This is a genomic window from Pseudomonas sp. SbOxS1, assembly GCF_013416725.1.
GTDB lineage: Bacteria > Pseudomonadota > Gammaproteobacteria > Pseudomonadales > Pseudomonadaceae > Aquipseudomonas.
This window is the reverse complement of the sequence record NZ_JAAVXC010000003.1, coordinates 171,471-196,944: the sequence shown is the minus strand read 5'-3', so window position 1 is coordinate 196,944 and position 25,474 is coordinate 171,471. Positions and strand designations below refer to the sequence as shown.

General features: G+C 59.7%; 26 protein-coding genes. 11 read left to right on the top strand and 15 right to left on the bottom strand.

Annotated features, from left to right (window positions below):
- The first annotated feature begins 100 nt into the window (after nucleotides 1-100).
- Entirely contained in the window at nucleotides 101-991 is an 891-nt protein-coding gene (locus HFK74_RS05150; protein ID WP_179057454.1) for an ATP-binding protein, read from the top strand.
- Nucleotides 988-1,470, top strand: a complete 483-nt coding sequence (locus HFK74_RS05145) for a GAF domain-containing protein (protein WP_008059124.1) — start codon at nucleotides 988-990, stop codon at nucleotides 1,468-1,470. The genes HFK74_RS05150 and HFK74_RS05145 overlap by 4 nt, the downstream gene beginning before the upstream one ends.
- On the opposite strand, the gene HFK74_RS05140 is transcribed toward HFK74_RS05145, so the two are convergent.
- The 9 genes from HFK74_RS05140 to HFK74_RS05100 all read right to left on the bottom strand — a co-directional run bounded on the left by HFK74_RS05140 (nucleotide 1,471) and on the right by HFK74_RS05100 (nucleotide 13,283).
- Nucleotides 1,471-4,416, bottom strand: a complete 2,946-nt coding sequence (locus HFK74_RS05140; protein ID WP_180202620.1) for an HD domain-containing phosphohydrolase — start codon at nucleotides 4,414-4,416, stop codon at nucleotides 1,471-1,473.
- A gap of 48 nt (nucleotides 4,417-4,464) precedes the next feature.
- Entirely contained in the window at nucleotides 4,465-8,106 is a 3,642-nt protein-coding gene (locus HFK74_RS05135) for a transporter substrate-binding domain-containing protein (protein WP_180202619.1), read from the bottom strand.
- A gap of 8 nt (nucleotides 8,107-8,114) precedes the next feature.
- Nucleotides 8,115-8,741, bottom strand: coding sequence for a response regulator transcription factor (locus HFK74_RS05130; RefSeq protein ID WP_180202618.1), 627 nt, complete (start codon nucleotides 8,739-8,741; stop codon nucleotides 8,115-8,117).
- Between the two features lie 238 nt (nucleotides 8,742-8,979).
- Nucleotides 8,980-9,369, bottom strand: coding sequence for a response regulator (locus tag HFK74_RS05125; RefSeq protein ID WP_180202617.1), 390 nt, complete (start codon nucleotides 9,367-9,369; stop codon nucleotides 8,980-8,982).
- A 178-nt stretch (nucleotides 9,370-9,547) separates the two neighbouring features.
- On the bottom strand, nucleotides 9,548-10,876 hold the full coding sequence (locus tag HFK74_RS05120) for a deoxyguanosinetriphosphate triphosphohydrolase (RefSeq protein WP_180202616.1): 1,329 nt from the start codon (nucleotides 10,874-10,876) through the stop codon (nucleotides 9,548-9,550).
- 68 nt (nucleotides 10,877-10,944) lie between these two features.
- Nucleotides 10,945-12,108: an EAL domain-containing protein gene (locus HFK74_RS05115; protein ID WP_180202615.1), complete on the bottom strand. Its 1,164-nt coding sequence runs from the start codon at nucleotides 12,106-12,108 to the stop codon at nucleotides 10,945-10,947.
- Nucleotides 12,109-12,236: 128 nt separating this feature from the next.
- Entirely contained in the window at nucleotides 12,237-12,581 is a 345-nt protein-coding gene (locus tag HFK74_RS05110) for a hypothetical protein (protein WP_180202614.1), read from the bottom strand.
- Complete coding sequence (locus HFK74_RS05105; RefSeq protein ID WP_180202613.1) at nucleotides 12,578-12,967, bottom strand: phage holin family protein; 390 nt, start codon at nucleotides 12,965-12,967, stop codon at nucleotides 12,578-12,580. Before HFK74_RS05105 ends, HFK74_RS05110 begins: the two co-directional genes overlap by 4 nt.
- Nucleotide 12,968: 1 nt before the next feature.
- Nucleotides 12,969-13,283 (bottom strand): YqjD family protein, encoded by a 315-nt coding sequence (locus HFK74_RS05100; protein ID WP_180202612.1) that lies wholly within the window; start codon nucleotides 13,281-13,283, stop codon nucleotides 12,969-12,971.
- Between the two features lie 326 nt (nucleotides 13,284-13,609).
- On the opposite strand from HFK74_RS05100, the gene HFK74_RS05095 reads away from it, so the two are divergent.
- The 5 genes from HFK74_RS05095 to HFK74_RS05075 all read left to right on the top strand — a co-directional run bounded on the left by HFK74_RS05095 (nucleotide 13,610) and on the right by HFK74_RS05075 (nucleotide 16,962).
- Entirely contained in the window at nucleotides 13,610-14,818 is a 1,209-nt protein-coding gene (locus HFK74_RS05095) for an ammonium transporter (RefSeq protein WP_180202611.1), read from the top strand.
- A gap of 72 nt (nucleotides 14,819-14,890) precedes the next feature.
- The gene (locus HFK74_RS05090; protein ID WP_008055107.1) at nucleotides 14,891-15,127 is read left to right on the top strand and encodes a glutaredoxin family protein; all 237 of its coding nucleotides are present in this window, start codon (nucleotides 14,891-14,893) and stop codon (nucleotides 15,125-15,127) included.
- A gap of 139 nt (nucleotides 15,128-15,266) precedes the next feature.
- The gene (locus HFK74_RS05085) at nucleotides 15,267-15,584 is read left to right on the top strand and encodes a hypothetical protein (RefSeq protein WP_020796820.1); all 318 of its coding nucleotides are present in this window, start codon (nucleotides 15,267-15,269) and stop codon (nucleotides 15,582-15,584) included.
- Nucleotides 15,585-15,655: 71 nt separating this feature from the next.
- Nucleotides 15,656-16,546 (top strand): pseudouridine synthase, encoded by an 891-nt coding sequence (locus HFK74_RS05080; RefSeq protein ID WP_180202610.1) that lies wholly within the window; start codon nucleotides 15,656-15,658, stop codon nucleotides 16,544-16,546.
- A gap of 137 nt (nucleotides 16,547-16,683) precedes the next feature.
- Nucleotides 16,684-16,962, top strand: coding sequence for a hypothetical protein (locus HFK74_RS05075; protein ID WP_180202609.1), 279 nt, complete (start codon nucleotides 16,684-16,686; stop codon nucleotides 16,960-16,962).
- A 78-nt stretch (nucleotides 16,963-17,040) separates the two neighbouring features.
- Here HFK74_RS05075 and HFK74_RS05070 read toward each other — a convergent pair whose 3' ends face one another.
- Both HFK74_RS05070 and mobA read right to left on the bottom strand, forming a co-directional pair.
- Entirely contained in the window at nucleotides 17,041-17,262 is a 222-nt protein-coding gene (locus HFK74_RS05070) for a YgdI/YgdR family lipoprotein (protein WP_008055112.1), read from the bottom strand.
- Between the two features lie 75 nt (nucleotides 17,263-17,337).
- On the bottom strand, nucleotides 17,338-17,940 hold the full coding sequence (gene mobA / locus HFK74_RS05065) for a molybdenum cofactor guanylyltransferase MobA (RefSeq protein WP_180202608.1): 603 nt from the start codon (nucleotides 17,938-17,940) through the stop codon (nucleotides 17,338-17,340).
- Nucleotides 17,941-18,021: 81 nt separating this feature from the next.
- Between mobA and moaB the strand changes: the two genes are divergently transcribed.
- Together moaB and glp are read left to right on the top strand one after the other, a co-directional pair.
- Nucleotides 18,022-18,561, top strand: coding sequence for a molybdenum cofactor biosynthesis protein B (moaB, locus tag HFK74_RS05060; protein WP_180202607.1), 540 nt, complete (start codon nucleotides 18,022-18,024; stop codon nucleotides 18,559-18,561).
- A complete protein-coding gene (glp, locus tag HFK74_RS05055; protein ID WP_180202606.1) occupies nucleotides 18,545-19,771 on the top strand; it encodes a gephyrin-like molybdotransferase Glp in 1,227 nt (408 codons plus the stop codon). Before moaB ends, glp begins: the two co-directional genes overlap by 17 nt.
- Before the next feature lie 60 nt (nucleotides 19,772-19,831).
- On the opposite strand, the gene HFK74_RS05050 is transcribed toward glp, so the two are convergent.
- Nucleotides 19,832-20,143, bottom strand: coding sequence for a hypothetical protein (locus HFK74_RS05050; protein ID WP_180202605.1), 312 nt, complete (start codon nucleotides 20,141-20,143; stop codon nucleotides 19,832-19,834).
- A 213-nt stretch (nucleotides 20,144-20,356) separates the two neighbouring features.
- Here HFK74_RS05050 and yegS point away from each other — a divergent pair, with 213 nt between their 5' ends.
- Nucleotides 20,357-21,274, top strand: a complete 918-nt coding sequence (yegS, locus tag HFK74_RS05045) for a lipid kinase YegS (protein ID WP_180202604.1) — start codon at nucleotides 20,357-20,359, stop codon at nucleotides 21,272-21,274.
- On the opposite strand, the gene HFK74_RS05040 is transcribed toward yegS, so the two are convergent.
- The 3 genes from HFK74_RS05040 to HFK74_RS05030 all read right to left on the bottom strand — a co-directional run bounded on the left by HFK74_RS05040 (nucleotide 21,258) and on the right by HFK74_RS05030 (nucleotide 23,732).
- On the bottom strand, nucleotides 21,258-21,917 hold the full coding sequence (locus tag HFK74_RS05040) for a response regulator transcription factor (RefSeq protein WP_180202603.1): 660 nt from the start codon (nucleotides 21,915-21,917) through the stop codon (nucleotides 21,258-21,260). The genes yegS and HFK74_RS05040 overlap by 17 nt on opposite strands.
- Nucleotides 21,914-22,807 carry a sensor histidine kinase gene (locus HFK74_RS05035; protein WP_180202767.1) on the bottom strand — a complete coding sequence of 298 codons (894 nt, stop codon included), beginning with the start codon at nucleotides 22,805-22,807 and terminating at the stop codon, nucleotides 21,914-21,916. Before HFK74_RS05035 ends, HFK74_RS05040 begins: the two co-directional genes overlap by 4 nt.
- A gap of 454 nt (nucleotides 22,808-23,261) precedes the next feature.
- Complete coding sequence (locus HFK74_RS05030; protein WP_180202602.1) at nucleotides 23,262-23,732, bottom strand: hypothetical protein; 471 nt, start codon at nucleotides 23,730-23,732, stop codon at nucleotides 23,262-23,264.
- Nucleotides 23,733-24,186: 454 nt separating this feature from the next.
- Between HFK74_RS05030 and HFK74_RS05025 the strand changes: the two genes are divergently transcribed.
- Nucleotides 24,187-25,122 (top strand): chemotaxis protein CheV, encoded by a 936-nt coding sequence (locus tag HFK74_RS05025; protein WP_180202601.1) that lies wholly within the window; start codon nucleotides 24,187-24,189, stop codon nucleotides 25,120-25,122.
- The last annotated feature ends 352 nt before the right edge of the window (nucleotides 25,123-25,474 follow it).

Below are 25,474 nucleotides of genomic sequence, written 5' to 3'. Positions count from 1 at the left end.
GATCCCGCGAGCCCTGATACAGGGCGGTTGACCGTTCATCGAACGCTGTATTTCGTCGCTGTATCGCCATCATTACTGTGAACGTGCCCGAGGAGAAGACGTGGATTCCCGATTGAATGCTTTTCTTGAACGTGCCGATGCCGTTCTGGCCCGTATCGAACCGCTGCTGCCCACCCCTCGGCAAGCCATCGACTGGACCCATTGCCTGGCGGCGCGCTGGCAACGCGAGGGGCGCAGCGGTTTTCTGCTGCCGCTGCAGGTCAGCCTGGACATGCGCTTGAGCGACCTGATCGGCGTCGACCGCCAAGTGGAGCAACTGGGGCGAAACACCCGCCAGTTCCTCGATGGCATGCCGGCTAACCACGCCCTGCTCTGGGGTTCACGCGGCACCGGCAAATCGTCGCTGGTGCGCGCCTTGCTGGCCGAGCATGCCGAAGCCGGCCTGCGCCTGATCGAAATCGAGCGTGATCACCTGGCGGACCTGCCGCGGGTAGTCGAGCAGATCGCCAAGCTACCGCAGCGTTTCGTCTTGTTCTGCGATGACCTGTCGTTCGAATCGGGCGAGGGCGATTATCGCGTACTCAAGAGCGTTCTCGACGGTTCGCTCGAACAGGCACCGGACAACGTGTTGCTGTACGCCACCTCGAACCGTCGCCACCTGGTGCCGGAAAAGGAAAGCGATAACGAAAACTGGAAACGGGTCGATGGTGAATTGCACCCCAGCGAGGCAGTGGAAGACAAGATCGCCCTGTCGGACCGCTTCGGGTTGTGGCTGTCGTTCTATCCGTTTACCCAGGAACACTTCCTCGACGTGGTCGAACACTGGATCGGTCAATTGGCCGACAAGGCAGGCCTGCCGTGGCAACGCACGGAAGAGCTGGACATCCTCGCGGTGCGCTGGGCCACGGGACGTGGCAATCGCAACGGACGTTGCGCGTATCAATTTGCCCGCTATTGGGTGGGGCTGAAACTGTTGGAGCACAAGGCATGATCGATTTACAAAAGAGCGGCCAGGGCCTCGAAGGCTACGGCATGCTGCATGCGCAGCTGGAATCCTTGCTGGCGGACGAGCGCGATTTCATTGCCAACGCCGCGCAGTTTTCGGCGTTCCTGTTCAACCAGCTCGAGGGCTTGAACTGGGCCGGGTTCTACCTCAATCGCAATGAAGAGCTGGTGCTGGGGCCGTTTCAAGGGCAAATCGCCTGCGTGCGGATTCCGTTCGGTCGCGGTGTGTGCGGGACGGCGGCGGCGACCTTGCAGACCCAGCGGGTCGAAGACGTGCACGCGTTTGCCGGGCATATCGCCTGCGACAGTGCGTCGAACAGTGAACTAGTCGTGCCTCTGGTCAAGGACGGTCGCCTGATCGGCGTGCTCGACCTCGACAGCCCGCAACTGGCGCGTTTCACGGTGCAGGATCAAGCGGGTATCGAGCAACTGGCGGCTATTTTCCTGCGCCTGACCGACTGCTGATCACACCTTCAAGCCTGCCTTGACCAGCAGGCTTGACGCGTCCACCGCATCGATCTGCTGCGGGTCGAGGAAGCGCCGGGCGTACTGCAGGTAAATCTGTGCGTTGATGAACAGTTCGAACAGCTGCGGGTCGATGTGGGCATCCCGGCACATGATGGCCATGATGCCCAGCGCTTCACTCAGGGGCTTGGCTTTCTTGTAGGGGCGGTCGGCGGCGGTCAGCGCTTCGAAGATGTCGGCAATCGCCATCATTCGCGCCGGCAGGCTCATCTGCTCACGCTTCAAGCGTTTCGGATAACCGGTGCCGTCCATTTTTTCGTGGTGGCCGCCGGCGATCTCCGCGACGTTGCCCAGGTGCTCGGGGAAGGGCAGGTGGCTGAGCATCATGATCGTCTGCACCATGTGGTGGTTGATGATGTAGCGCTCCTCAGCGGTCAAGGTGCCTCGGGCAATGCTCAGGTTGTAGAGCTCGCCGCGGTTGTACTTGTATCGCGGGACATCGAGCTTGAAGCCCCAGGGGTTGTCCTCGGCAATCAATTCGGCTTCGGCGCGCTCGAACAGGTGCTCGGGCCGGTCTGCCAACAACGTTTCGCAGACGGGCAGTGTCGGTGCCGGCGTGCGTGCCTGGCGCTGGTTCTCTTCCCAGGAAACACCCAGCCGGTCATCCAGGGTTCGCATCCAGGTGCGTTGACCAATATTGCGCAGGCGTTGCAGGTCGGCTTCGGCCATGGTTTCGCCGCCGAGGTTGCAGCGGGCGATGAAGGCGAAATCATCATCGAGCCCTACCAGGATGGCATCGCGCTGCTGCGCCAGGTGGTGCTCGTCGCCACCTTGGGCAATGGCTTGCCAATAGTTGACCCAGGCATCGCGCTTGAGCACTTCGAAGCGGGTGCGTATTTCGTGGATGCGGTCGTTCAGGGTTTCGAGTTTGGTGGCCTTGTCGACGACATATTCCGGGGTCGTCACCTTGCCGCAGTCGTGCAGCCAGGCGGCGATGTGCAGCGCCTCCCACTCGTCATCCGTGGGCTGATAGCTGCGCAAGGCCGGGTCCTGGCTGGCTGCCGCGGCCTGGGCGAGCATCAGTGTCAGGGCCGGTACTCGTTGGCAATGGCCACCGGTGTAGGGGCTCTTGGCATCGATCGCGCCGGCCAGCAGTTTGATGAAGGCGTCCAGCAGCTGTTTTTGCCGGTCTTGCAAGCGTTGGCTTTCGATACTCACCGCGGCCGCACCGGACACCGCCTGCAGGAACGCGATGCGGTCGGGACGCAGTTTGTCCAGGTCGCTCTGTTGACCGCTGTCGGCCAGCAGAAACACCAGCAGGCCGACGGTTTCGTTGTGACGATTGTGCAAGCGGATGCCAATCAGGTGAACCCGGGGACAAGCCATTGCCAGCAGGACTTTCTGTAGATCACCCGCTTGTTCGAAGCCCAGGTGGGTGACGACGTTGTCGGCCGTCGCCAGCTGCTGCAGCCAGGCGGGGCTGTGCGCGTCCTGGAACCCGTGTGCGCGAAGGTCGAATGAAGACAGGGCTTGTGCTGTGTCGTTGATCACCAGGCCCTGGGGTTCCATCAGGTCGCCATCCCCTTCGCGCAGGTAGATCAGGCCGGCCTGGGCCTGGCCGATCCTTACCGTTTCAAACAGCACCCGCTCCAGCAATGGGGCAAACCGGGTCTCGGCGCTCAGGCTGTCAGTGATCTGGAAGAAGCTCGCCAGGGTGTCTTTCATGCGCCCCATGGACTGGCTCAGTTGGTCGACCTCGAGCACCGGAGAGCGGCGCGTGGCCGCAAAGTTGAAATCGAAACTGCGGATGGCGTCGGCTTCCTGCACCAGGGCGCGCAGGGGCTTGACCAGGATCCTGGACGTCAGCCACCCCAGTGGCACGCACAACAGCAAGGTCGCCAGGGTAATCAGCGCGCCTTGCCAGCGCATGCGGTAGGCGTCGACGAGCAATTCATCCTCAGGTACCAACATCGCCAGTTGCAGCCCCTGGGGGCCGCCTTCCTGCATGCTGCTGCGAGCAACGATCCATTGGCGACCCATGGCCGTCAGGCGATTGCCCCGCGCAGGTTTGTCGAGCAGTGCTGCCAGGGCGGGACTCAGGTCGGCGGCCTGGCTCAGGCGGGCGGTTTGATCGTCCACGATCAGGCGACGGCTGTCGGGATAAGCGATGGCATTGCCTTGGGCATCGAACAGCACGATTTCGGTCGCGGGCGTTACCACATGCTTGGCCAGGGTGGCCGAGAGTTCGGCCAGGGTCAGGTCGGCCGCGAGCACGGCATGCTCGCCGCTGCGCCGCGCCAGGGTGGTACCGACGTTGTGCGTCGAGAAAAAAACGTAAGGCGAGGTGGTGATCTGGTCAACATCCTGGCTGGCGCTGGTAAACCAGGCGCGGCCACGGGGATCATAGGTGTCACCGGGGTTGTCCTGACGGCTGACGAGCGTCAGGTCCCGATCGAAAAACAGGTACTGCGAGTGCGCCTGGCCACTGCTGTTGTGCTCGATGCTCCAGACCTGGTAGGCGGCGGTATCCGGGGCCTCGAACAGCGCTTTCAGGTCTGGCGTGCGCAGCGGGCGAACCATGAAAAAGTCACCGGTGTCGTACCCCAGGTACAGCGAAGCCAGGTTGGGGTTGTCCTGGAGCGCCTGACTGAAGGGCTTGAGCAGTGCCAGGCGCTGTTGCAGATCGGGGGCCAGGGCTGCGGGGTTGTGCATCAACAGGCTCAGCAGCCGGCGAATCGGCTGATAAGTGGCGTGCAGGTCCAGGCGCACGTCCTGTTCAATTCGGCTGAACAACTTTTCACTGCTCGACAGGATGATCTGGGTGGTTTGCCGGTAGTGGAAAATGCCCAGCACGATCCCGGTCAACAACAGCAGGCAAGTGAACATCACGCTGATATGAACGTGCAGGGGAAACCGCCGCTGATCCGGGCGCAGTGGGCTGGGCATGCAGGTCACTCCGTGATGGTTAACGCACTGCTCCGCGTCCAAGCATAGTTAAGGCTCGCTCACTGTACAGCGGTCGTTTCGCTCGATTTGTTGCAGTAATGCCTGCTCCAATTCGAGCAGCGCGCGCTCCACGGCGTCGCAGCATTCGCTGACTTTTTCGGGGGGTAAGCGGGCATGGCAGGTAGCCTCGAGCGCCTCGCAGCTGTCGATCAACCGAGTGGCCTGGACGATTCGGGCAGCGCCCTTGATTCTGTGGGCAATGTCGAGAAATGCCTGCGGGTCCCGTGTGCCTGACAGCGCCAGCAGGCTCTGTCGATCCAGGCGGTTGCTGTTCAACAGTTCGGTCAGCAGACGCAGGTTCATCGTCGGGTTGCCTCCGGTCAACACATGCAAACCTTGCAGGCTGAAGGCCGGGGCGACGACCGAAGGCTGGATGCCCTTGACCCACTGACTCAAGGCGGCCAGGGACAATGGCTTGAACAGGCAGTCGTCCATTCCGGCCTTTTTGCAACGTTGAATCTCCTCCGGCTGGGCGTTGGCGGTGAAGCCCAGGAGAGTGCAGCGCGGCTGTCGGGTGCGCTGCTCATGTTGACGAATGGCTTGGGCCAGTTCGTAGCCGTTCATGACCGGCATGTTGCAATCGGCGATCACCAGGTCGAATGCGTCGGATTTCCACGCGTCCAGGCCAGCCTGGCCATCTGCCGCGACGCTGTATCGATGGCCCAGGAATTCCAGCTGCTGGCACATCAACAGGCGATTGGCCGAGTGGTCGTCGACCACCAGCACATTCAATGGGACCGTGGCGCAGTGGATGGGCGGCTCGGCTGTTTGCTCCCTGGATTCGCGAGGTAGTGTGGGTAGCGGCAATGAAAGCCTTACCCGCGTGCCGACGCCCGGCTGGCTGCTCAACTGCAGGCTGCCATTCATCATTTCGCACAGGCTGCGGCTGATCACCAGGCCAAGCCCGGCACCGCCCCTGGCCGACTGCCCGGCATTACCGGCCTGGGCGAAAGGTTCGAACAGGCGTTGCTGATCCTCATGGCTGATCCCCGGGCCACTGTCTTCGACCAGCAGCAGCATTTGTACCTGGTCGGGTTCGCGGGTCTTGTGCAGGGCGACGATGATCCTCACCTGGCCGCGCTCGGTGAACTTGATGGCGTTGCTGACCAGGTTCGACAACACCTGCTTGAAGCGCAGCGGATCGAGCAACACGTCGATCGACGGGTTGGCCGGGTTGAGCTCCAGTTGCAGTTCGAGCCCCTTCTGCCTGGCCAGGCCATCGAAGATACGCGCCACTGACGCCACGATTTCCTCTGGATTGACCCTTTCCGGGTTCAGGCTCAGGTGCCCGGATTCGATGCGGGCAATATCGAGGATATCCCCGATCAGTTCCAGCAGGTCCTTCGCCGAGTGGTAGGCCACATCGATGGCGGGACGATCCGGGTGGTGGAGTTCGATGCGCTTGAGCGTCAGTTCGAGCATGCCGATGACAGCATTCATCGGGGTGCGAATTTCATGGCTCATGGTCGCCAGGAACGTGCTCTTGGCCCGGTTGGCTTCGTCGGCACGCTCTTTGGCGCAACGCAGGTCATCGAACAGTTGCCGCCGTTCGCTGATGTCGATCCAGCCACCAATGATGCCTTGCACTTCACCGCTCGAGTCGCGGTAGGGAAGAATCCAGTGATAGATCGTCAACCGGCGGCTGCCAATGTGCATCGCACGGTCAAGGATCATGGGCGTGCCCTCGGCCACGACACGCTGGTAATCGGCCTGGTATTCCCGAGCCTCGAAGGCGTTGCCCAGGCTGCCCTGGATCACACTTTTACCGATCACGTCTTCGCGTTTGGCGTTGAAGGCTTGCAGGTAACTGTCATTGCAACTTTGCAGCAGTCCTTGGCGATCACGCACATAAATCGGGTGGGGCGTGCCATTGACCAGGGAACCCATGAACTCCAGTTGATCGTTCAGCGCGCGCTCGGCCGCCCGGCGTTGATTGATCTGGCGCCGCATGTAGGCGTTCCAGGTCCCGGAGATCAACAACAGCAAGCCCGCACCGATGAGGATCTGATAGAACACCCGTTGATAATTGCGCCAGGTGTTTTGCGAGGAGGCCGAATAGCCGCGCCAACGACTGTTGATGACGCCCAGCTCCTGGGGCGCGATGCTCAACAGTGCCTTGTTGAGGATGTCGTTGAGTTCCTTGGCGTCGGGCCCGGTTGCCAGGGAGAACGCCGCCTGCTGGGTGCCGATGGTGGTGCTGATCTGCAGCTCGGTTTCGAACAGTTGCGAGGCGATGAAGTAGTTGGCGATCACCAGCGAGTTCACCGCGCCTTCCACCCGGCCTTCGGCAAGCATTTCCACGGCGCTGAAGGTGTCGGCGGTCCTGATCAGCCGGATATGCGGGAATTCGCTGCGCAAATAGTCGATCAGGGGATTGCCACGGGCAATGGCCAGGCTCTTGCCCTGAAGCTGTGCAAGGTTGGTCGGGCTGTCGTGCGCCTTGCGTGTCACCAGGACGAAGGAGTTCTGCAGGTACGGGCGGGTAAAGTTCAGCAGGGTATCGCGTCGCGCGCTGGGGAGCAGCGCGGCGATCAGGTCGGCCTGATCGGTTTTGATTCGCTCGATCATGTCCCTGTCGCTGCGGCTGCGCTGAATGTCGAACCGCAGGCCGGTACGCAACCTGATCAACTCAAGCAGATCCGCGGCAATCCCGCGAAAGTTGCCGGCACTGTCGAAAAACGTCAGCGGTGCATAGGCCTCATTGACGACCACACGGACCACCGGGTGTTGCGCCAGCCAGCGCTCCTCACTGTAACTGAGCGCCAGTTTTTGATCGGTGAGCAGGATATCGCTCCCGGCGCTCCAGCGTTTAGCGATGTTTTCCCGTTCGCTGGCGGGAATGGCCGCGAGCGTCGTGTTGATGATGGTGAGCAGTTGTGGATTGGTCTTGTGCACGGCAAAGCTGAAACCATGGGCCTCGTGCTTGCCGAAACTGGCCATGCGAATGTTGTTCAGATAGCCCTTGTTGATCATGTAATGGGTTGAAATGGTGTCACCGAGAAAAACATCGGCCTGGCCGAAAGCAACGGCATTGATCGCGTTCTGGTAGGAGGGGTAGGACGTGATGATTGCCTTCGGATACAGGGCCTTTACCTCCTCCAGGGGCAAGTAGTGATACAGCATGCTGAGCCGCAATCCGGAAAGCCCGGCATTGAGCGGCCGGGTTTCGCCTTCACGTGTCACCAGGACCGGTTGATCCACCGCATAGGGCCTGGAGAGTGCGATGTGGTCATTGCTCGCCTCGAATCCGTTGGCGCTGCCCAACAGGTCTACCTCGCCGTTTTTGAGCGCTTCGATCGCGGCTCCCCGGGAGGTGAAACGCTGAACCTTGATAGGCAGGCCAAGGACCTCGCCAAGAATGCCTGCGTAATCGGCGGTAAAACCTTCGTAGTCATGGCCGCTGCTGGTCAGGTCGAAGGGGGGATAGTCGGGCGCTGAAGTACCCAGGATCAGTTCCTGTTTACCCCGCACCCATTGACGTTGTGACTGGTCCAGCTCGACTTCCAGGTGCAGGGGCGCTGAACGACTGAGCAAGGTGAGTTGTTCAGGGGTTTGCGCTGCGTGCAACGAAGTGCACAGGCACAAGCCTGTGGTGATGATCAGCAGGTAGTCCTTCAAGCGGCTGGGCATCCTGTGTCTCACACTAATGCATTACGTTTTGCCATCTCGATGAGTTCAACCAGTGATTTGGCCTTGAGTTTTTGCATGAGTCGTTTTTTATAAGTGCTGACCGTCTTGTTGCTCAGGAACATGCCTTTGGCGATTTCCTTGTTATTGCGACCTTGTGCAAAAAGTTGCATGACCATGAGTTCCCTGTCATTGACTGACTTGAACAGTTCAAGTTCGGCACACCGTGCTTCATCGCCACGGGCAGGGTTCAAGGCTTCACTGGGAAAATAGTTGTAACCAGACAGTACCGCTTTGATGGCGCTTACCAGTTCGCTGAGTTCTTCCTGTTTGCAAACATATCCCGAGGCGCCCGATTGCATGCAGCGTATACCGAACAGCGTCGGGCATTGCGCGGTCAATACCAAGGTTCTCGGGGGCGTATGCATGGCGTTGAATCGTGTCAACACTTCCAGACCATCCAGTTTGGGAATGCTGATATCGAGAATGACCAGGTCGGGCATGCATTCGCGCACCATCTGCATGGCATCGACACCATTATCGGTTTCACCGATGACCTTGAAGCCCTCGTGTTCAAGCAACATACGAACGGCAAGCCGGATGACAGGGTGATCGTCGACGATAAAAACGGAGTTCATAATCAAATCCCACGCGAGCTCAGATAAAGCGCGCACCTTAGCTCAGATAGTTAAGGTGACGTATGAACTGACGGGGCTGTCGCGGCAATATAGGAATGTTCCTACATGCAAAAAGGAATTGGATTACGAGTCAAACGGTTTTTTTGGCAGGTTTCCACAAATAGTGTTGCTGTTTAATTGTGCCGCGCCGGGCGCGGATTTGTGGTTCGTACAATTTCAGGAGCGCCTGGTTGTAGGCTCAGGGAATCAATTTCAATAATTGTCTCAGCTCGCACTGTTTCAAAGGTTTTATCAAGTAGCCAAGCAGTGGCAGTTCGTTGAGGATGGCCTGGCTTTCAAGTTCACTCAATTCATTGGATGTCAGGCTGCTTAAAAGTATTGCCTGCTTGATCATTCCCTGATGACTGGCGATTTTTATCAGGTCAATGCCGGACACTTCGGGCAGGCATTGATCGCATAACAGGATATCGAACGGCTGCTCTGCCCTGAACATGTGTTGCAGCGCGTTTCTGGCACAGTCGCTGGTGGTCAAATGAGTGAAGCCGTAACTTTCAAGCAGGCATTGAGTCGCCCTGAGCTGAAACGGATGGTCTTCCACCACCATGATGCGCAGATTGTCGTTGATCATATTATTCACGCTTCTTCTATCGGAACCGATAGGCGTGATTGTTTCCCGCCAACACCGCGTATTCGATCAGTGCACTCGACAGAGGCTGTAGGGAGATTCGCCGTTCGCTGAATGTTTTTGGATTTTCAGGACTGATCGGCCATTACCGAGGGGGTAATGGCAGATCGGCCGTTTGTCGTCAGTGGCTGGAGCGCCCCGTCATCTCGAGCGCCATGTGGCTGGCGTAGCTGTCGGTCATGCCGGCGATGAAGTCGATCATGCGCAGGAACGAGTTGTGCAGGGGGCCGTTCGGATCGGGGGCATTGTTGCCCAGCAGGTCGAGCACCCGCCGGCTCTTGAAGGACGGCGTCCGACCGTTGTGTTGCTCCAGTGCGGCACCGCAGAAAGCGTTGAGCAGAATTTCCAGGGTGGTGTAGGCGCCGATCTCATGCAGGGTCTTGCGTTTGTCCTGGAAGATCTTCTGCCGAGCCATGTCCTTTGCGTTGAGCACGCAGCGTTTGGCCGGGCCGTGCATGTGCTCCACCAGGTCACCGCTCAGGGAACCGGCCAACAGTGCGTCCTGTTGCTCGACAAAGGCGCGGGCCGCTGCGTTGGTCAGGTGTTCGATTGCCTTGCCCCGCAGGATCGCCAGTTTGCGCCGACGCGAATCCTCGGGGCCGAGCAGGCGATAGGTTTGCGGTAAATCGTCGCCCACCAGATCCAGTAACAGGGACTCGACTTCGGCGTACTCCAGCAAATCCATTTCCAGGCCGTCTTCCAGGTCGATCAACGCATAGCAGATGTCATCGGCGGCCTCCATCAGGTACACCAGCGGATGGCGTGCCCAGCGCTGCTCCTCGAGCTGCGGCAGGCCAAGTTTTTGTGCGATCTGCTCCAGCAGCGGCAGTTCGCTCTGGTAGCAACCGAACTTGTGTTTCTTGTACCCCAGGGAGTCGGCGTGCCTGGCGGTCCATGGGTATTTCAGGTAAGTGCCCAGGGTGGCATAGGTCAGCCGAGTGCCGCCGTCGAACTGGTGATATTCAAGCTGGGTCAGTACCCGGAAGCCTTGGGCGTTGCCTTCGAAATTGAGGAAATCATTGCGCTGCACTTCACTCATGGCGTCCAGCCAGCCCCGTCCGGCGGCTTGCTGGAACCAGTGCCGAATCGCGTCTTCACCGGAATGGCCGAAGGGTGGATTGCCAATGTCATGGGCCAGGCAGGCCGATTGCACCACCATCCCCAGGTCACTGGGCTCACACCAGTCGGGCAGGGCGCTGCGCAGGGTTTCGCCGACGCGCATACCCAATGAACGGCCGACGCAACTGACTTCCAGCGAGTGGGTCAGGCGCGTGTGGATATGGTCGTTGCTGTGCACCGGATGAACTTGGGTCTTGCGCCCGAGACGGCGGAACGCCCCCGAGAAAATGATCCGGTCATGGTCTTTGTGAAAAGGACTGCGGCCCACTTCTTCCGGGCTGTACAGGGGCTTTCCGAGGCGTTCGCGGGTAAGCAGGGTAGGCCAATCCAAGGCTGGTTCTCTCCGTCAGGGGACTGATGGACTAGCTTCCCGGTTCGCATCGGTACCTGCAAGTGTCACTACAGCCCGACTGCATCGATATCGATGAGCAGCAGGCGTTCGCCGTTGTCGAAAAATTGCCCGGCGGTGAGGCAGTACTGATTGCTGGTGGCGTCGCGATAGGTATTGGAAAGAGTCAGCTGACGTTCTTCCCAACCCTGCGCCAGCAGGTGATAGAAATACGGACGCCACGACCAGTTATGGCCCAGGTAGCGGTTGTCGGCGACCCAGCCGTTATTGCGCCATTCCAGGTTGGGCGTCAGCTGCGTACCGTGCCGGTCGCACTGGTAGAAACGCAGCAGCCAGGGAAAGGCATCCAGTTGTGGCAGGGCGCTCAGGGGTGCGCAAGCCTGTGCCCAGGCCTGGAGGATCGCCATCAGTTCGCTCAGTTGCTGGCGCATGATCTTCAGGCGACCGCGCTCGGCCAGCTTTTGCTGTACATAGCGCTGGCGCAGGTGCGCAAAGCGCTCGACGAAGGCGTCAGCGGCGAAGAAGTCCGCTTGTGCTGCCGCAAACAGAAACCCCTGGACGTAACGTGAGCCGCACTCCAGGGCAAAATTCATTTGCGCTTCGGTTTCCACGCCTTCGGCAATGATCCAGCAACCGGTTTTTTCCGCCATTTGTGCCAGGGCCTTCACCACGTCGCTGCTTGGCCCGCCCAGAGCCGCTGCCTGGAACAGGCGCATGTCGAGCTTGAGGATGTCCGGTTGCAGCGCCAGTACCCGATCGAGCTGAGAGTAGCCGGCGCCGAAATCATCGATCGCGATCCGTGCGCCGGCTTGCCGGTAACGCGCCACCACTTGTGCCAGGCGCTGGATGTCGCCACCCAGTTCAGTGATTTCGAAAACTATTCGTTGCGGGTCGACACCGTGCTTTTGCAGCTGTGCGAGGCTCGGCAAGGGTTGGTCCGGGCGCAGGCGGCTGATCCAGCGCGGGGAAATGTTCAGGCTGAGAAACCAGTCGCCGGGCGCCTCATGCAGGCGGCTCAGCGCGTTATCGCGTAGCTGGCGGTCAAGCCGACGCAGGGCAACGGCGTTGGTTCGGGGATCGGCGAACAGCGGCCCCACCGAAGCCAGGTGGCCGTCGGCCTGGCGCAGTCGACCCAGGGCTTCCACACCGGCGATACGGCCGGTGGCGGTATCGATGAACGGCTGAAAGCAGGCGAGCGGTTGCCCGTGGATCACAAGGCCTCCTTAGGTGGATCTTGTTTTTGGATAAAGCCTGGTCACCGGGTAGGCACGCAGGATAGAACCCCTCGATGGAGAGGTTCTATCCCGTGGGTACTGCAAGAATGTAGCCAGATCTGACAGGGTCAGTGTTTGCGCGAAGAACCTTGCAAGAGCAGTTTGACCAGGGGCGCCAGGGTGGAGCCCAGGCGGACCAGTCGGGCCAGGCTGCCCAGGCCGGTACCATTCTTGGCGCCCTTGCCGCTCAGGAAACCCAGCAGGGTGACGGCGGCCACGCCCCACAGCGGTGCGTGCTTGATGCCGAAGCCGTCCTGCAGGTTCTGGGTCATGCCACGCACCCGCTGCAAGGGTTGCAGCAGTTGCGCGGATTCGTGGCGGATCTCCTGGCGGTGCATTTCCATGCGCAGGCGGATCAGTGCCTTGCGCATTTCCGTGCGCGAGCTGTTTCGAGGCAGTTCAGGCAGGTTCATGGCAGCAGGCGCTCCCGATCATTGGCCAGCTCTTCCAACGTGCCATGGAAGGGCGAGGATTCATCGAAGATCGCGGCCCTCAGGCGCATCCCGCAGAAGACGCAGGCAAGGCTGTAGAACACGCAGAGGGAAATGATGGCGGGCAGGCGGTAAGTGTCCCAGAACAGGATCAGTACCAGGGTCGACAACCCCACCAGCAACAGCAGGGCAAACACCAGCGCCAGGCCTGCAAACAGCAACAGGCTCACGGTGCGGGCTTTTTGTTCCTGCAGTTCGATGCCGAACAATTCGACATGGCTGTGCAGCAGTCCAAGGAAAGCGGCACCCAGGCGCCGCGGTGATGAACTTTGGCCTGTTCCGGACGAGCCGGATTCATCGATCGCCATATCAGCGCCGAGTGGCCAGCAGGCCAATCAGGAAGCCCACGCCGGCCGCGATGCCAACCGCTTGCCATGGGTTGGCCTGGACATAGTCCTCGGTGGCGGTCACGGCAGCCTTGCCGCGTTCGCGCAGGGAGTCTTCGGTCAGCTTCAGGGTTTCACGGGCACGCAGCAGACTGTCGTGGATCTGGTCGCGTAATTCATCGGCCTGGTCACCGGCCAGGGAGGCGGTGTGCTCCAGCAGCCGTTCGGTATCGCTGACCAGTGTCTGAAAATCGCTCATCAGGATTTCTTGAGCAGTCTTTGCCTTGGTGCTGGCCATGGGTGATCTCCATAAGTGGCGTCTGAAACGTTCGAGTATGAGCCTTGTGTGAAGGTTCAGTACAAATGACTGGTACAACTTTTGCTGTGTCGTGGTGCGTCAGCCTGCGCCGTTGCGCTGTTGCTGGGCAAGATTCCCGTAAAACCCTGACTCAAACAATCTAAACCCGCGCAAATGTCCCGGTCGTGATTGGCCTTGATGAACCCTGTGCTCCAAAACGGTTCATCGGGAGAGACTAGTTCGAAATGACAAGTCTCAACTTGGTGCATGGATTGCCCGCGCGAACTGCATTGGTGCTTTTTTCAGCCTTAAGGTCTGCCCAATCCATGGAAAATCTGCAAAGCGCTGTGGACACTCTGGTCCATAGCTCCAATACGTTGTTCATCCTGATCGGTGCAGTCATGGTCCTGGCCATGCACGCCGGCTTCGCCTTTCTCGAGGTCGGGACGGTTCGGCAAAAAAACCAGGTCAACGCCTTGTCGAAAATCCTCAGCGACTTTGCCGTTTCGACCCTGGCCTACTTCTTTATAGGCTATTGGATTTCCTACGGGGTCACCTTCATGCAACCGGCGGCCGTGATCAGTGCCGATCACGGCTATGGCCTGGTGAAGTTTTTCTTCCTGCTGACCTTTGCCGCGGCGATCCCGGCGATCATTTCCGGGGGCATCGCCGAGCGTGCCCGGTTCGTCCCGCAACTGTGCGCGACAGCGCTGATCGTGGCGTTCATCTATCCCTTCTTCGAGGGCATGATCTGGAACGGCAACCTGGGTCTGCAGGCCTGGCTGCTGGAGCGCTTCGGCGCCAGCTTCCATGATTTCGCCGGTTCCGTGGTGGTGCACGCCATGGGCGGTTGGCTGGCGCTCGCCGCGGTGCTGTTGTTGGGACCACGCAATGGTCGTTATCGCGAAGGGAAGCTGGTGGCGTTCGCGCCATCGAGCATCCCGTTCCTGGCATTGGGTTCGTGGATTCTCATTGTCGGCTGGTTCGGCTTCAACGTGATGAGCGCGCAAACCCTGCAAGGGGTCAGCGGGCTGGTCGCGGTGAACTCGTTGATGGCCATGGTCGGCGGCACGGTCGCGGCGCTGATCGTCGGGCGCAATGACCCGGGCTTTCTGCACAACGGCCCACTGGCCGGGCTGGTGGCGATCTGTGCCGGCTCCGACCTGATGCACCCGGTGGGCGCGCTGCTCACCGGTGCCATCGCCGGTGCGCTGTTTGTCTGGTGCTTTACCGCCGCGCAAGGCAAATGGCATATCGATGATGTTCTGGGTGTGTGGCCGCTGCATGGTCTGTGCGGCGCCTGGGGCGGGATTGCCTGTGGCATTTTCGGCAAGACGGCCTTGGGCGGGTTGGGCGGTGTGAGCCTGGTCAGCCAATTGATCGGCACTGCACTGGGTGTGGTGGTGGCGCTGGCCGGTGGTTTTGCGGTGTATGGCGTGATCAAGGCGTTCCATGGTTTGCGCCTGAGCCAGGAAGAAGAGTATTACGGCGCTGACTTGTCGGTGCACAAGATCGGCGCCGTCAGCCAGGATTAGCTTGGGGTCATTGGCTCGACGGCATTTCGGGGCAGGCCTAGAATAAGCACTCAATTTTCTGGTAGAGCGCTCATGCTTCCTGAATGTCAGCTGTTCGGCACCCTCGGGTGCCATCTCTGCGAAGTGGCCGAAGCCATGTTGATGGAGTTTGTCGAGCGTGGCTTGCTGGTGGAACTGGTGGATATCACTGAGGACGAAGCATGGTTCCAGGCCTACAGCTTGCGGATTCCGGTGTTGCGTCGGGTCGATACGGGTGCCGAGTTGGGTTGGCCCTTCGGATCCGATGAAGTCGTGCAATTCCTGAAATAAGCGGTCACCCGCCTGACAATCCCCTTGGCTAAACTGACGTGATTCGGATACTGTATGCGCATACAGTTATTCGGGTCGTTGCCCTGCCGCCGCTGATTCGGCGTTGAGCGGGGCAGATCCGGGCGTGAGAGGGTCAGTCGTGGTCAATGTCGAACAATTGAAGAGCAGCGTTAACCGCATGTCGGTGGATGTGGTACGCGAAGCCGTCGCCGAATTGCGTCTGGACGGCCTAGTGACGGAAGGCAAGACGCCCTTCAACAAGCTGCACTTCAATACCTGCTTTGCTGAAATCGAAGCCTTGTTTCAGCGCGCAGGCTATCACCGGCAGCTGGATGTCGTGGGTTATCAGGGGTTGTTGTACGCATTGTATGACCCGGGGCGCTGGGAGGCGGTCGACGTGCTGCGCTGGCTCAAGGAGTACACCGAGGCCGCCGGGCGGGCACAGATACCGGCTTGAGGATTCTGCACTAGGTTCGTTTGCGCTGCTGTTGGATAATGCCGCCCTGCATTCAAGGTAAGAGCGTTTGTATGTCCACTTCATCATTTTCTGCCGCACACAGTCAGGCCAGCACGCTGTACCTGCCGCCTGGCCCGTGGCAGACCGTTTTCGATTGCCTGTGCGAGCACTTCAGCGCCATCGGTCGTGAACAGTGGCTGGACAGGATCGCTCGCGGCCGCGTCCTCGATGGACAGGGCGCGCCCATTGCCCTGGACCTGCCTTACAAGGAAGGCCTGCGGATTCACTATTTTCGCGAAGTGCCGGACGAGAAAACGATCCCGGTGGTCGAGTCGATCCTGTACGCGGACGAGCATCTGGTCGTGGCGGACAAACCGCATTTCCTGCCTGTGACCCCGGCGGGTGAATACGTCGAACAGACCTTGTTGCGCCGCCTTATCCGTCGACTGGATAACCCGCATCTGGTGCCCTTGCATCGCATCGACCGACATACGGCGGGGCTTGTGCTGTTTTCCGCCAACCCGCAAAGCCGTTCGGCGTATCAGTCGTTGTTTCCAACGCGGCAAATCGAAAAGCGCTACGAGGCTATTGCCCGGGCATTGCCTGAGCTGACTTTCCCGCTGGTGCACAAGAGCCGGCTTATCGATGGCGAGCCTTTCTTCCGCATGCAGGAAGGACCGGGCGCGAGCAATACCGAGACGGCTGTCGAAGTCAGGGAAAAGAACGGTGAACTGTGGCGTTACGGGCTGTATCCGGTAACGGGCAAGAAGCATCAGTTGCGGGTGCACATGACAGCGCTGGGCGCCAGTATCTGCAACGACCCGTTTTATCCCCGGGTGCTCAAGGACGTGGAAGATGACTACGCCAACCCGCTGAAGCTGCTGGCCCAGGGGCTGAAGTTTGTAGACCCGGTGACCGGCGAGGACAGGGAATTCGAGAGCGCAATCACACTGCAATGGTGAGCAAGGGATTCATTGAAATCGAATTTATGCGCAAGTCTGGAGTCTTTTGATCAGGCGCCACGCGTGTGGCGTTCTATGAACTCGGTACAGCCGCAACGACTTCAGGCGCCCGAGACCTCCCATGCAAGGAGATTTTCATGAAACGCACCGTTTTCGCTGGAATGTTGATTTGCGCCGCCCTGTTGGCCTCTCCCGTATTCGCCGCGGACAACGACCTGTGCACCATCAAGCTGCAGGAACTCAAGGACAAGGTCACCAGCCTGCCTGCCACGTCTGAAAACACCACCATGGAAATCAAGCGGATGCAGGCCAGCGCTGAAGCGGCCCGGGCTGCCAAGGATGACAGGAAATGCATCACCGAAGCCACGCAGGCGCTGGCACGGGTGGATAAACTGAACAATGAGCCGAACCCGTAGTACCGGGTTTTTCAGATGCAAACAAAAATGCCCCGACAAGTCGGGGCATTTTCATGTATCCGGTAGTCGCCGCGAAGATTACAACTCTTTGACGGTACGAACCTGATCCTTGTTGATGCGGGTCTGCTTGCCATCCAACTGTTCGAATTCGTAGAAGCCCGAATCCTTGTCGTAGTTTGGCGTGTCGACGGCCTGGATTTCGCGACCGTCATTCAAGGTGATCACGGTAGGCGATGCGCAACCGGCGAGGGTAGCGAGGCCCAGTGCAAGCATGAAAGTGGCCAGGGTCCGTTGAGTCATGGAAGTGTCTCCGTAAATGAATTCTTCTGGTTGCTGGGATTGAGACGTGAACAGCGCGTGCAAGTTCCTTGGTACTCAGTCTGACACAGCGTTCGGCATGCTTAACAGTTCCGGGGTGTTGAGGTTCGCCAGGCGCGGATCGTTGTCGGGGCACTGCAATGCAGTGACGCCCAACTGGCGCATGAGCCGACCCGGACTGCGCTCACCCTCCCTCCAGGCGCTTTCGAAATCAGCACGCAGGGCCACGGGAATGATGCACAGCAGAGGTTCCCAGTGTCCGTCGTGGCGCAGCATCAGCGGTTTTTCGGGATGCTCGGCGGCGGCTTCGCGCATGCGAGTGAGCAGTGCGTTGTCGATACGCGGGACATCACAAGGCAAGATTAGCAGGTGTGTATGCCGAGCAGCCTTCAGGCCTGCACGAATGCCCGCCAAGGGGCCCGGAAAGTCGCCATCGTCGTCATGGACCAATTGATCGGCGTAGGGCGCGTACTTGTCCAGGTTCCTGTTGCACGAAATGATCAGGTCATCAGTCAGCGGGCGCGTCTTGCGGTGCAAATGCGCAATCAGCGGCTCGCCGTGCCATTCCAGCAATCCTTTGTCCCGACCGCCCATGCGTTGGCCACGGCCGCCTGCCAGGAGCAAAATGGAGCAGGGTGGCAACGCTGGGTTCGAAGTCATGACAGGTCTCCATGGGGGCGGCGAAAAATGGGGGCGCTGTGATATAACACCGGGCTGTTTCTCCTACAACTGGACGAGCCTATGAAAGCCAAGGCTGATGTACCTTTCGCGCCGCTCAACATCGCGGTGCTGACGGTCAGCGATACCCGTACCCTGGAAACCGATACCTCAGGCCAAGTCTTCGTTGACCGCCTGACGGCTGCCGGACACAACCTGGCCTGCCGGGTCTTGCTCAAAGATGATCTCTACAGGATTCGCGCGCAAGTTGCCAACTGGATCGCCGACGACGTCGTGCAGGTGGTGCTGATCACCGGCGGCACCGGCTTCACCGGTCGCGACAGCACGCCGGAAGCGGTGAGCTGCCTACTCGACAAGCAAGTCGATGGTTTTGGTGAGTTGTTCCGCCAGATATCGGTGGCGGACATCGGCACCTCGACCGTCCAGTCCCGCGCCTTGGCCGGCCTGGCCAACGGTACGCTGGTGTGCTGCCTGCCGGGGTCGACCAATGCCGTACGCACCGGTTGGGATGGCATTCTTGGCGAGCAGCTGGATTCGCGGCATCGCCCGTGCAATTTCGTGACTCACCTGAAACAGGCGGCACCCTGTGAATCCCGCGGGTAAGCCGGGCAAGACCGGTACCCTGATGCCGGTCGAGGTGGCCTTGGCACGTTTGCTGGAAATGGCCGACGCCTCACGGATTGTCGAGCGCGAGCGTTTGCCATTGGCGCAGGTCCAGGGCCGGGTGCTGGCCGATGACCTGCTGTCGACCCTCGATCTGCCGCCGTGGCCCAATAGCGCGATGGATGGTTATGCCTTGCGCGTGGCCGACTGGAACGCAGAGCCGCTGGTTGTCAGTCAGAAAGTGTTTGCCGGCCAGGCTCCTGTAGCGCTGGCGCCGGGCACCTGTGCGCGAATCTTCACCGGGGCACCTGTGCCGCCGGGTGCGGATTGCGTGGAGATGCAGGAGAACGCCGAAGTCCTGGCGGATGGACGTGTGCGTTTCACTGAACCGCTGGTCAGCGGGCAGAACATTCGTCCACAAGGCCAGGAAACCACCGTTGGCGAATTGATCCTGCCGGCGGGCACGCGGCTGGGGCCGATCGAACAAGGCCTGGCAGCCTCGCTGGGGTGTGCCGGGCTGGAAGTGATTCGCAAGGTGCGCGTGGCGGTGCTGTCCACCGGGGACGAATTGATCGAGCCGGGGCAGGCGCTGGGGCCAGGGCAAATCTACAACAGCAACCGTGTGTTGCTCTGCAGCTGGTTGCAGCGCCTGGGTTGCGAAGTGATCGACGCCGGAATCCTGCCGGATAACCTGGACACCACGCGCGCGCGCCTGGGCGAACTGGGGGATGTCGACCTGATTCTCTCGACCGGTGGCGTATCAGTGGGGGAGGCCGACTTCCTGGGCATCGCCCTGAGAGAAGAGGGCGAGCTGGCGTTATGGAAACTCGCCATCAAGCCCGGAAAACCCCTGACTTTCGGGCATTTTCGTGGCGTGCCGGTGATCGGCTTGCCGGGCAATCCAGCCTCGACCCTGGTGACCTTTGCCTTGCTGGCAAGGCCTTATCTGTTGCGGCGCATGGGTGTCCTGGCGGTGGAGCCTCTGAAGGTGGCAGTGCAGGCCGGGTTCGACTGGCCCAAGGCCGGCAACCGACGCGAGTACCTGCGCGGTCGCCTGGAGAACGGCCGGGCCATCATCTACCGCAATCAGAGTTCCGGTGTGCTGCGCAGTGCGGCCTGGGCCGATGGGCTGGTCGAGGTCATGGAGGAGCGAACGCTGGTGTCAGGCGATTACGTGTACTTCATCCCGTTGAGCGAAGTGTTGGGCTGAGTCTGACCACCGCCAGGTCGGCAAGCCCGGTCTATCCGCCGGGTTTGCAGGCATGGCGGGTCAATGGGCCAGCAGCAGTGATACGACCTGATCAAAACGGCTGTTGGCGATCCAGCCCATCAGCCCCAGGACAACGGCCGTTCCGCCCGCCGAATAGGCAAGCCTGTACCTGACGGACTTGATGTCACTGCGAATCTTTTCCAGATCGCCGCGCAGGGTGTCGAGGTGTGTCTCAAGCTCGTTGACGCGACGTGGCATATCAACTTCTCCGCTGGATTTTGCATGGCTGACGATTTCAGCGTGATGATTGGCCCGTTTCATTGCGAGCGGCACCACCGAAATCGCCGGTGACCTGATGTCATGTTGTTGCATTGCACGTCCTTGTGTCTGTCCCGCTGATGACTGAAAACTGCTGACACAAAAGTGTACTAATCGCCATTGCCGGTCAATTGAGCCGATTCCTCACGTTTTGTAAGAAAAATCTCCTTATTGGGCTCAGGTGTAAATAATTCAGCTTTTTGCGACTTTTCCGCAGGGTTGCAAGGTCACATGTCCCATACGCCTTCAATGATGGGAGTGACAACGATGAGCGAACGCAAGGCGCTGTTGATTTTGCATGGCAAGCAGGCGCTCAACGAAGCGGTTCGAGCCGCCGTCGACAGCAAGCGTGAACAAGGCTGGGAGCTGGCCGTTCGGTTGACCTGGGAGGCCGGCGATGCACAACGGCTGGTGGGCGAAGCGCTAAAGGCAGGGTATCGGCAGATCATCGCCGGTGGCGGCGACGGCACCCTGCGCGATATTGCCGAAGCCATGGCCGGACAGTCGCAGCAGGCCAGCCTGGTGCTGATGCCGTTGGGCACCGCCAACGATTTTGCCCGTGCCGCCGGTGTTCCGCTGGAGCCGGATCAGGCACTGGCGCTGCTGGACGTTGCCCCCAGTGCCATTGACCTCGGAGAAGTCGGTGGGCAGGTGTTCCTGAATATGGCCACCGGTGGCTTCGGCAGTCAGGTCACGGCCAATACCTCCGAAGAACTGAAAAAGGTTTTGGGCGGTGCGGCGTATCTGTTCACTGGTTTGTCGCGTTTCAGTGAGTTGCATGCCGCGTATGGCGAGTTGCAGGGACCGGATTTCCACTGGAGTGGCGAGTTGCTGGCCCTGGGGATCGGCAACGGCCGGCAGGCGGGCGGTGGGCATGTGCTCTGCCCCCAGGCCCTGGCTGACGACGGGCTGCTCGACATCAGCATTTTGCCGGCGCCGCAGGAACTGGTCAGCACTTTGAAAGACCTGCTGGCCGATGGCTTCGGAATCGATAACATGTTCGTTCGCGCCCGCCTGCCATGGGTTGAGATCAAGGCCTCGGAGGGGCTGTGCATCAACCTTGATGGCGAGCCGCTCGAGGGTGACAGCCTGCGGTTCTCGGCCCGGCCGGCTGCGTTGCGGGTGCATTTGCCCGAGCAGTCACCCTTGTTGAGCGGGGCGCAAGCGGTCAGTCGTCCAGACTAATGATCTGCTCTCGCACGGCGAACAACACCAGGCCGGCCACGTCAAAGATCTGCAGGCGCTTCATGACTTGCGAGCGATGGGTTTCGACCGTCTTGACGCTCAGGCCCAGGCCGTTGGCGATTTCCCGGGTGGATTTTCCACGCACGATCAGCCGCAGGATTTCCAGCTGGCGAGCTGTCAGGTTGTGCGAGTCTGCCGGGTCCGCCTGGCTTTTCTGGGTCCGGTTCAACGCCTGGGTGATCACGGTATGGGCGATGGCCGGGCTCAGGTAGCGCTCATTGTTACGCAAGGCGTGCAGCGCGTGTTCCAGTTCGGTGGCTGTGGTGTCCTTGAGCAGATACCCATGGGCGCCCGATTCCAGGGCCTGCATGATCAGTGCCGGATCGGTGTGCATCGACAGGATCAGCACCTTGCTCTGCGGACGGATCCGCTTGAGCCGTTGCAGGGCTTCGAGGCCGCCTGTCTGCTTCATGGAAATATCCAGCAGCACGATATCCGGGGACAGTTGCTGGACCATGTCGAGCAACTGCGAGCCATCGTTGGCCTCGCCGATCACCGCATAGCCAGGAAGGTCCAGCACCAGGGCGCGCACGCCAGCCCTGATCAGCGAGTGGTCATCCACCAGGAGTAAGTTACAAGTCAATGCATAACCTTATTCGTACTGGCCCGTTCGAACGCACGCGGCGCCCATGGGAAGAGGGCTTCTATTTGAGTGCCTTTGCCTGGCTCGCTGGTCACGGTCAGCGTGCCGCCCAGTTGCTTGATCCGTTCCGACATTCCGGCCATTCCGCGTTGTCCTTCACGCCCCGGGTCGGTGGCGGGCGCGAAACCCAGGCCATCGTCACTGATCATCAATACCAGGCCCTGGGGCAAACGCTGCAGGCTGACCAGCAGGTTTTGCGCCTGGGCATGGCGCAGCATGTTGGTGACGGCTTCCTGGGTGATACGAAAGGCCGCCACTGCCATTTCCTCCGGAATACCGGTCAATCGTTGATGGCACTCCAGGCTCCAGTGCACCGGGGTGTTGCTTAGGGTCTTGAGCAAATGCGCCCGCAGGCTGGCTTCCAGCCCGAGGCTGGTCAGTTGCCGGGGGTTGAGGATGGCCGATACATCGCGAACCTTGGCGAGTGTTTCCTCCAGCGTGTCGCACAGTACTGAGCATTGTCCCTGGAGTTCCTCGGGCATCCTGCGCTTGAGCCAGTCACTCTGGAGTTTTGCCGCGGTCAGCAACTGACCGATGTCGTCGTGCAATTCCCGACTGAGGCGATGGCGTTCGTTTTCCTGGACTTGCAGCAATCGGTCGGCCAGCTCCTGGGGCTGGAACTTGATCGACTTGCGTGACAGCCGGTACTGCACCCAGACGCAGCCCAGAGCAGCCATATTGAGTACCAGCAAGCCCAGCGGCAAAGGCGCAGACAGGCTAAAGACCAGCAGGCTGCCGAGCGTCGAGCCGACGCACAATAGCAGCGTGAACCTGCGCGCGTTTTCTCGGGAGGGTGGCCATTTGGCGATTGACTTGAGGCTGGCGTACATAGCGGATGGAGCCAATGAATGTTCGTTGCGGGCCGATCGGTCATGCGCGCTGACAGATCGATGATTTTTATTGTCTGCTGTCGACTTCAATGGAGTTTTGTATAAGAAAAACAGGGTTTTGTATAAGAAATCAGACCTGGAACTTGTTGGCTGCAATCGTTGCCATTAATTGACGTCAACTAATGGGCGGCATAATACCACTTCGGATACCGTTGGTCGCGCCTGTGATAAATGTCCGAGGGGGAAGGAAATAAGCACGCAGGAATGTGGATAACGTCGCGCGGATTTCGATTATTCGGGTCGTTACATACCCGAAAAATCGAATCAGGTCGGCCAACAGTTGTACAAGCAATAGTTACTTGTTACGAGGTGTCGCTGGCAGATATGAAGTATTCAATTGCGACATGAATCTGGTGATGCCGACATCTCGCAACTGGACGTAATTGTGGGGAAGTTAAGCCTGGCGCTCTGAATAAGAAACGAGTGTGAACGGCCTGGAATTAACCGGGGGGCTAAAATGGCTCTGGCCGACCTGGAACGCAAAGGCTTCGATCAGGGTGGCCTGTTCCGTTTCATCGAGGCTGAGCTGACCGGTGTTCTGGTCGATCAGTTCAAGTTGCCAGGCGATCAGCGTCAGGCAGTCCTTGAGCGCATCAAGGGCCTGGTCGTGCAGCTCCATGCGGCTCTGGGCGTGATTGAGCAAGCCATGAATATGTAAGGAAAATTCAGACACGGCAGCGAGGGCCAGGGCATCGGCCTTGCTCGCCAGTTTGAGCAGGGTGCTGAGCATGCAGTCAATCGCGTCCGGGTCATTGCTGATCAATTGCAGATGACTCAGGCACTCCTCGGTTCTGGCCAGAAGGGTTTCAGCCTCGACGATAAACTCCGGAATACGCTTTGCCCACTCTTTACGATTGTTCGGCATGCTTATCTCCACAACGTCATGTCAAATGAGGAGGGTGTCGTGTGTGTCGACGAGGGCAATGTAAACCTGATGCCTTGAGTTCCCGCTCTGGACGGCTCAAGTGCGCGATGAACGCTTGAGAGGGTGGCTGGCCACCAGTTTTCAATCGCGCACAAATGCCCGACTCCATTTCATGCAATGAGAATGGCGTCACATTAATGGCTATTGGATATCGCGAATATCAGGTTGCACCTGATTGTTGCTAGGGGAATCCCTTACATGGGGGAACCAATCGCGCGGATCGGGGTCGCGGCGTAAAGAATGCAACAGATGAAATAACTGCCCCCAGTAAAGCATGATGTTAATGTGACATCAATGCCCGAAGCGCGGCATTTGCCAAGGGGTCAAGGTCCGGCGGCAACTGCCGATAACCCTCTATCCAGTGAATTCATCCGAACACGCCCAGGAGTCATCGATGGCCGGCATTCTTGATACGGTAGACCAACGTACGCAACTTGTGGGTGAGAATCGCCTGGAAATTCTCATGTTCCGGCTCGCCGGGCGGCAACTGTTCGCGATCAACGTGTTTAAAGTTCAGGAAGTCCTGCAACTGCCGAAACTGACACTGATGCCCCAGCGTCACCCGTTCGTTTGCGGCGTGGTCAACCTGCGCGGCCAGACCCTGCCGGTCATCGACCTGTCCCAGGCCATTGGCATGCGCCCTTTGGTGCCTGGTCCTGGCAGCACGATCATCGTCACCGAGTACAACCGTTCGGTGCAGGCCTTCCTGGTCGGCGGGGTGGACCGCATCGTCAACATGAACTGGGAAGCGATTCTGCCGCCGCCCAGCAGTGCCGGTCGCCAACATTATCTGACCGCCATCAGCAAGGTCGATGATCAGTTGGTAGAGATCATCGACGTCGAGAAAGTCCTCGCTGAAATCGTGCCTTACAGCGCCAAGGTCTCCCGGGAAAAACTCGAGGATCCACTGTTGGCACACGCCCGTGGCCGTGAGGTGCTGCTGGTGGACGACTCGAATGTGGCCCTGGCGCAATTGCGCGATACCCTGGGACAGTTGGGCGTGAAGATGCACATCGCCAGCGATGGCTTGAAGGCATTGAATATGCTCAAGGCCTGGGCGGACACCGGCGTCAACATGACCGACAAGCTGCTGATGGTGTTCACCGACGCGGAAATGCCGGAAATGGACGGCTATCGCCTGACCACCGAAATCCGCAACGATCCACGGTTGCGTGGCCTTTATGTGGTGCTGCATACGTCGCTGTCCGGGAGTTTCAACGAGTCGATGGTCAAGAAGGTCGGTTGCGACAACTTCCTCTCCAAATTCCAGCCGGACAAGCTTGTTGACGTGGTGCGTGAGCGCTTGATGCTGGATGTGGTGCCGGCCTGACAGCTGGCCTAGCGTACATATCCATTGCTGCGGTAACGGCCACTTAGGGTTTCGCCCTTACGGCGACTCACTTTTTCAAACGCCGGAGTGCCGGCCCAGCAAAAAGTAAGCAAAAGGCTTTGCCCCACCACTCGGTGCCTCGCTAGGGCTCGGCATGCNNTAACGGGGCACCCAGATCAAAAGCCAAAGCGAGGCGGCCTTAAAGCCGACCTGACTTTTACGGGTGTACCTGATCCCCTGTAGGAGCCAGGCTTGCCGGCGAACCAGGCGCTGCGGTGTGTCTGTTGTACCGCGTTATCGTTCTTCGCCGGCAAGCCTGGCTCCTACAGGGGGAACGCGCACGGCTCCCGAT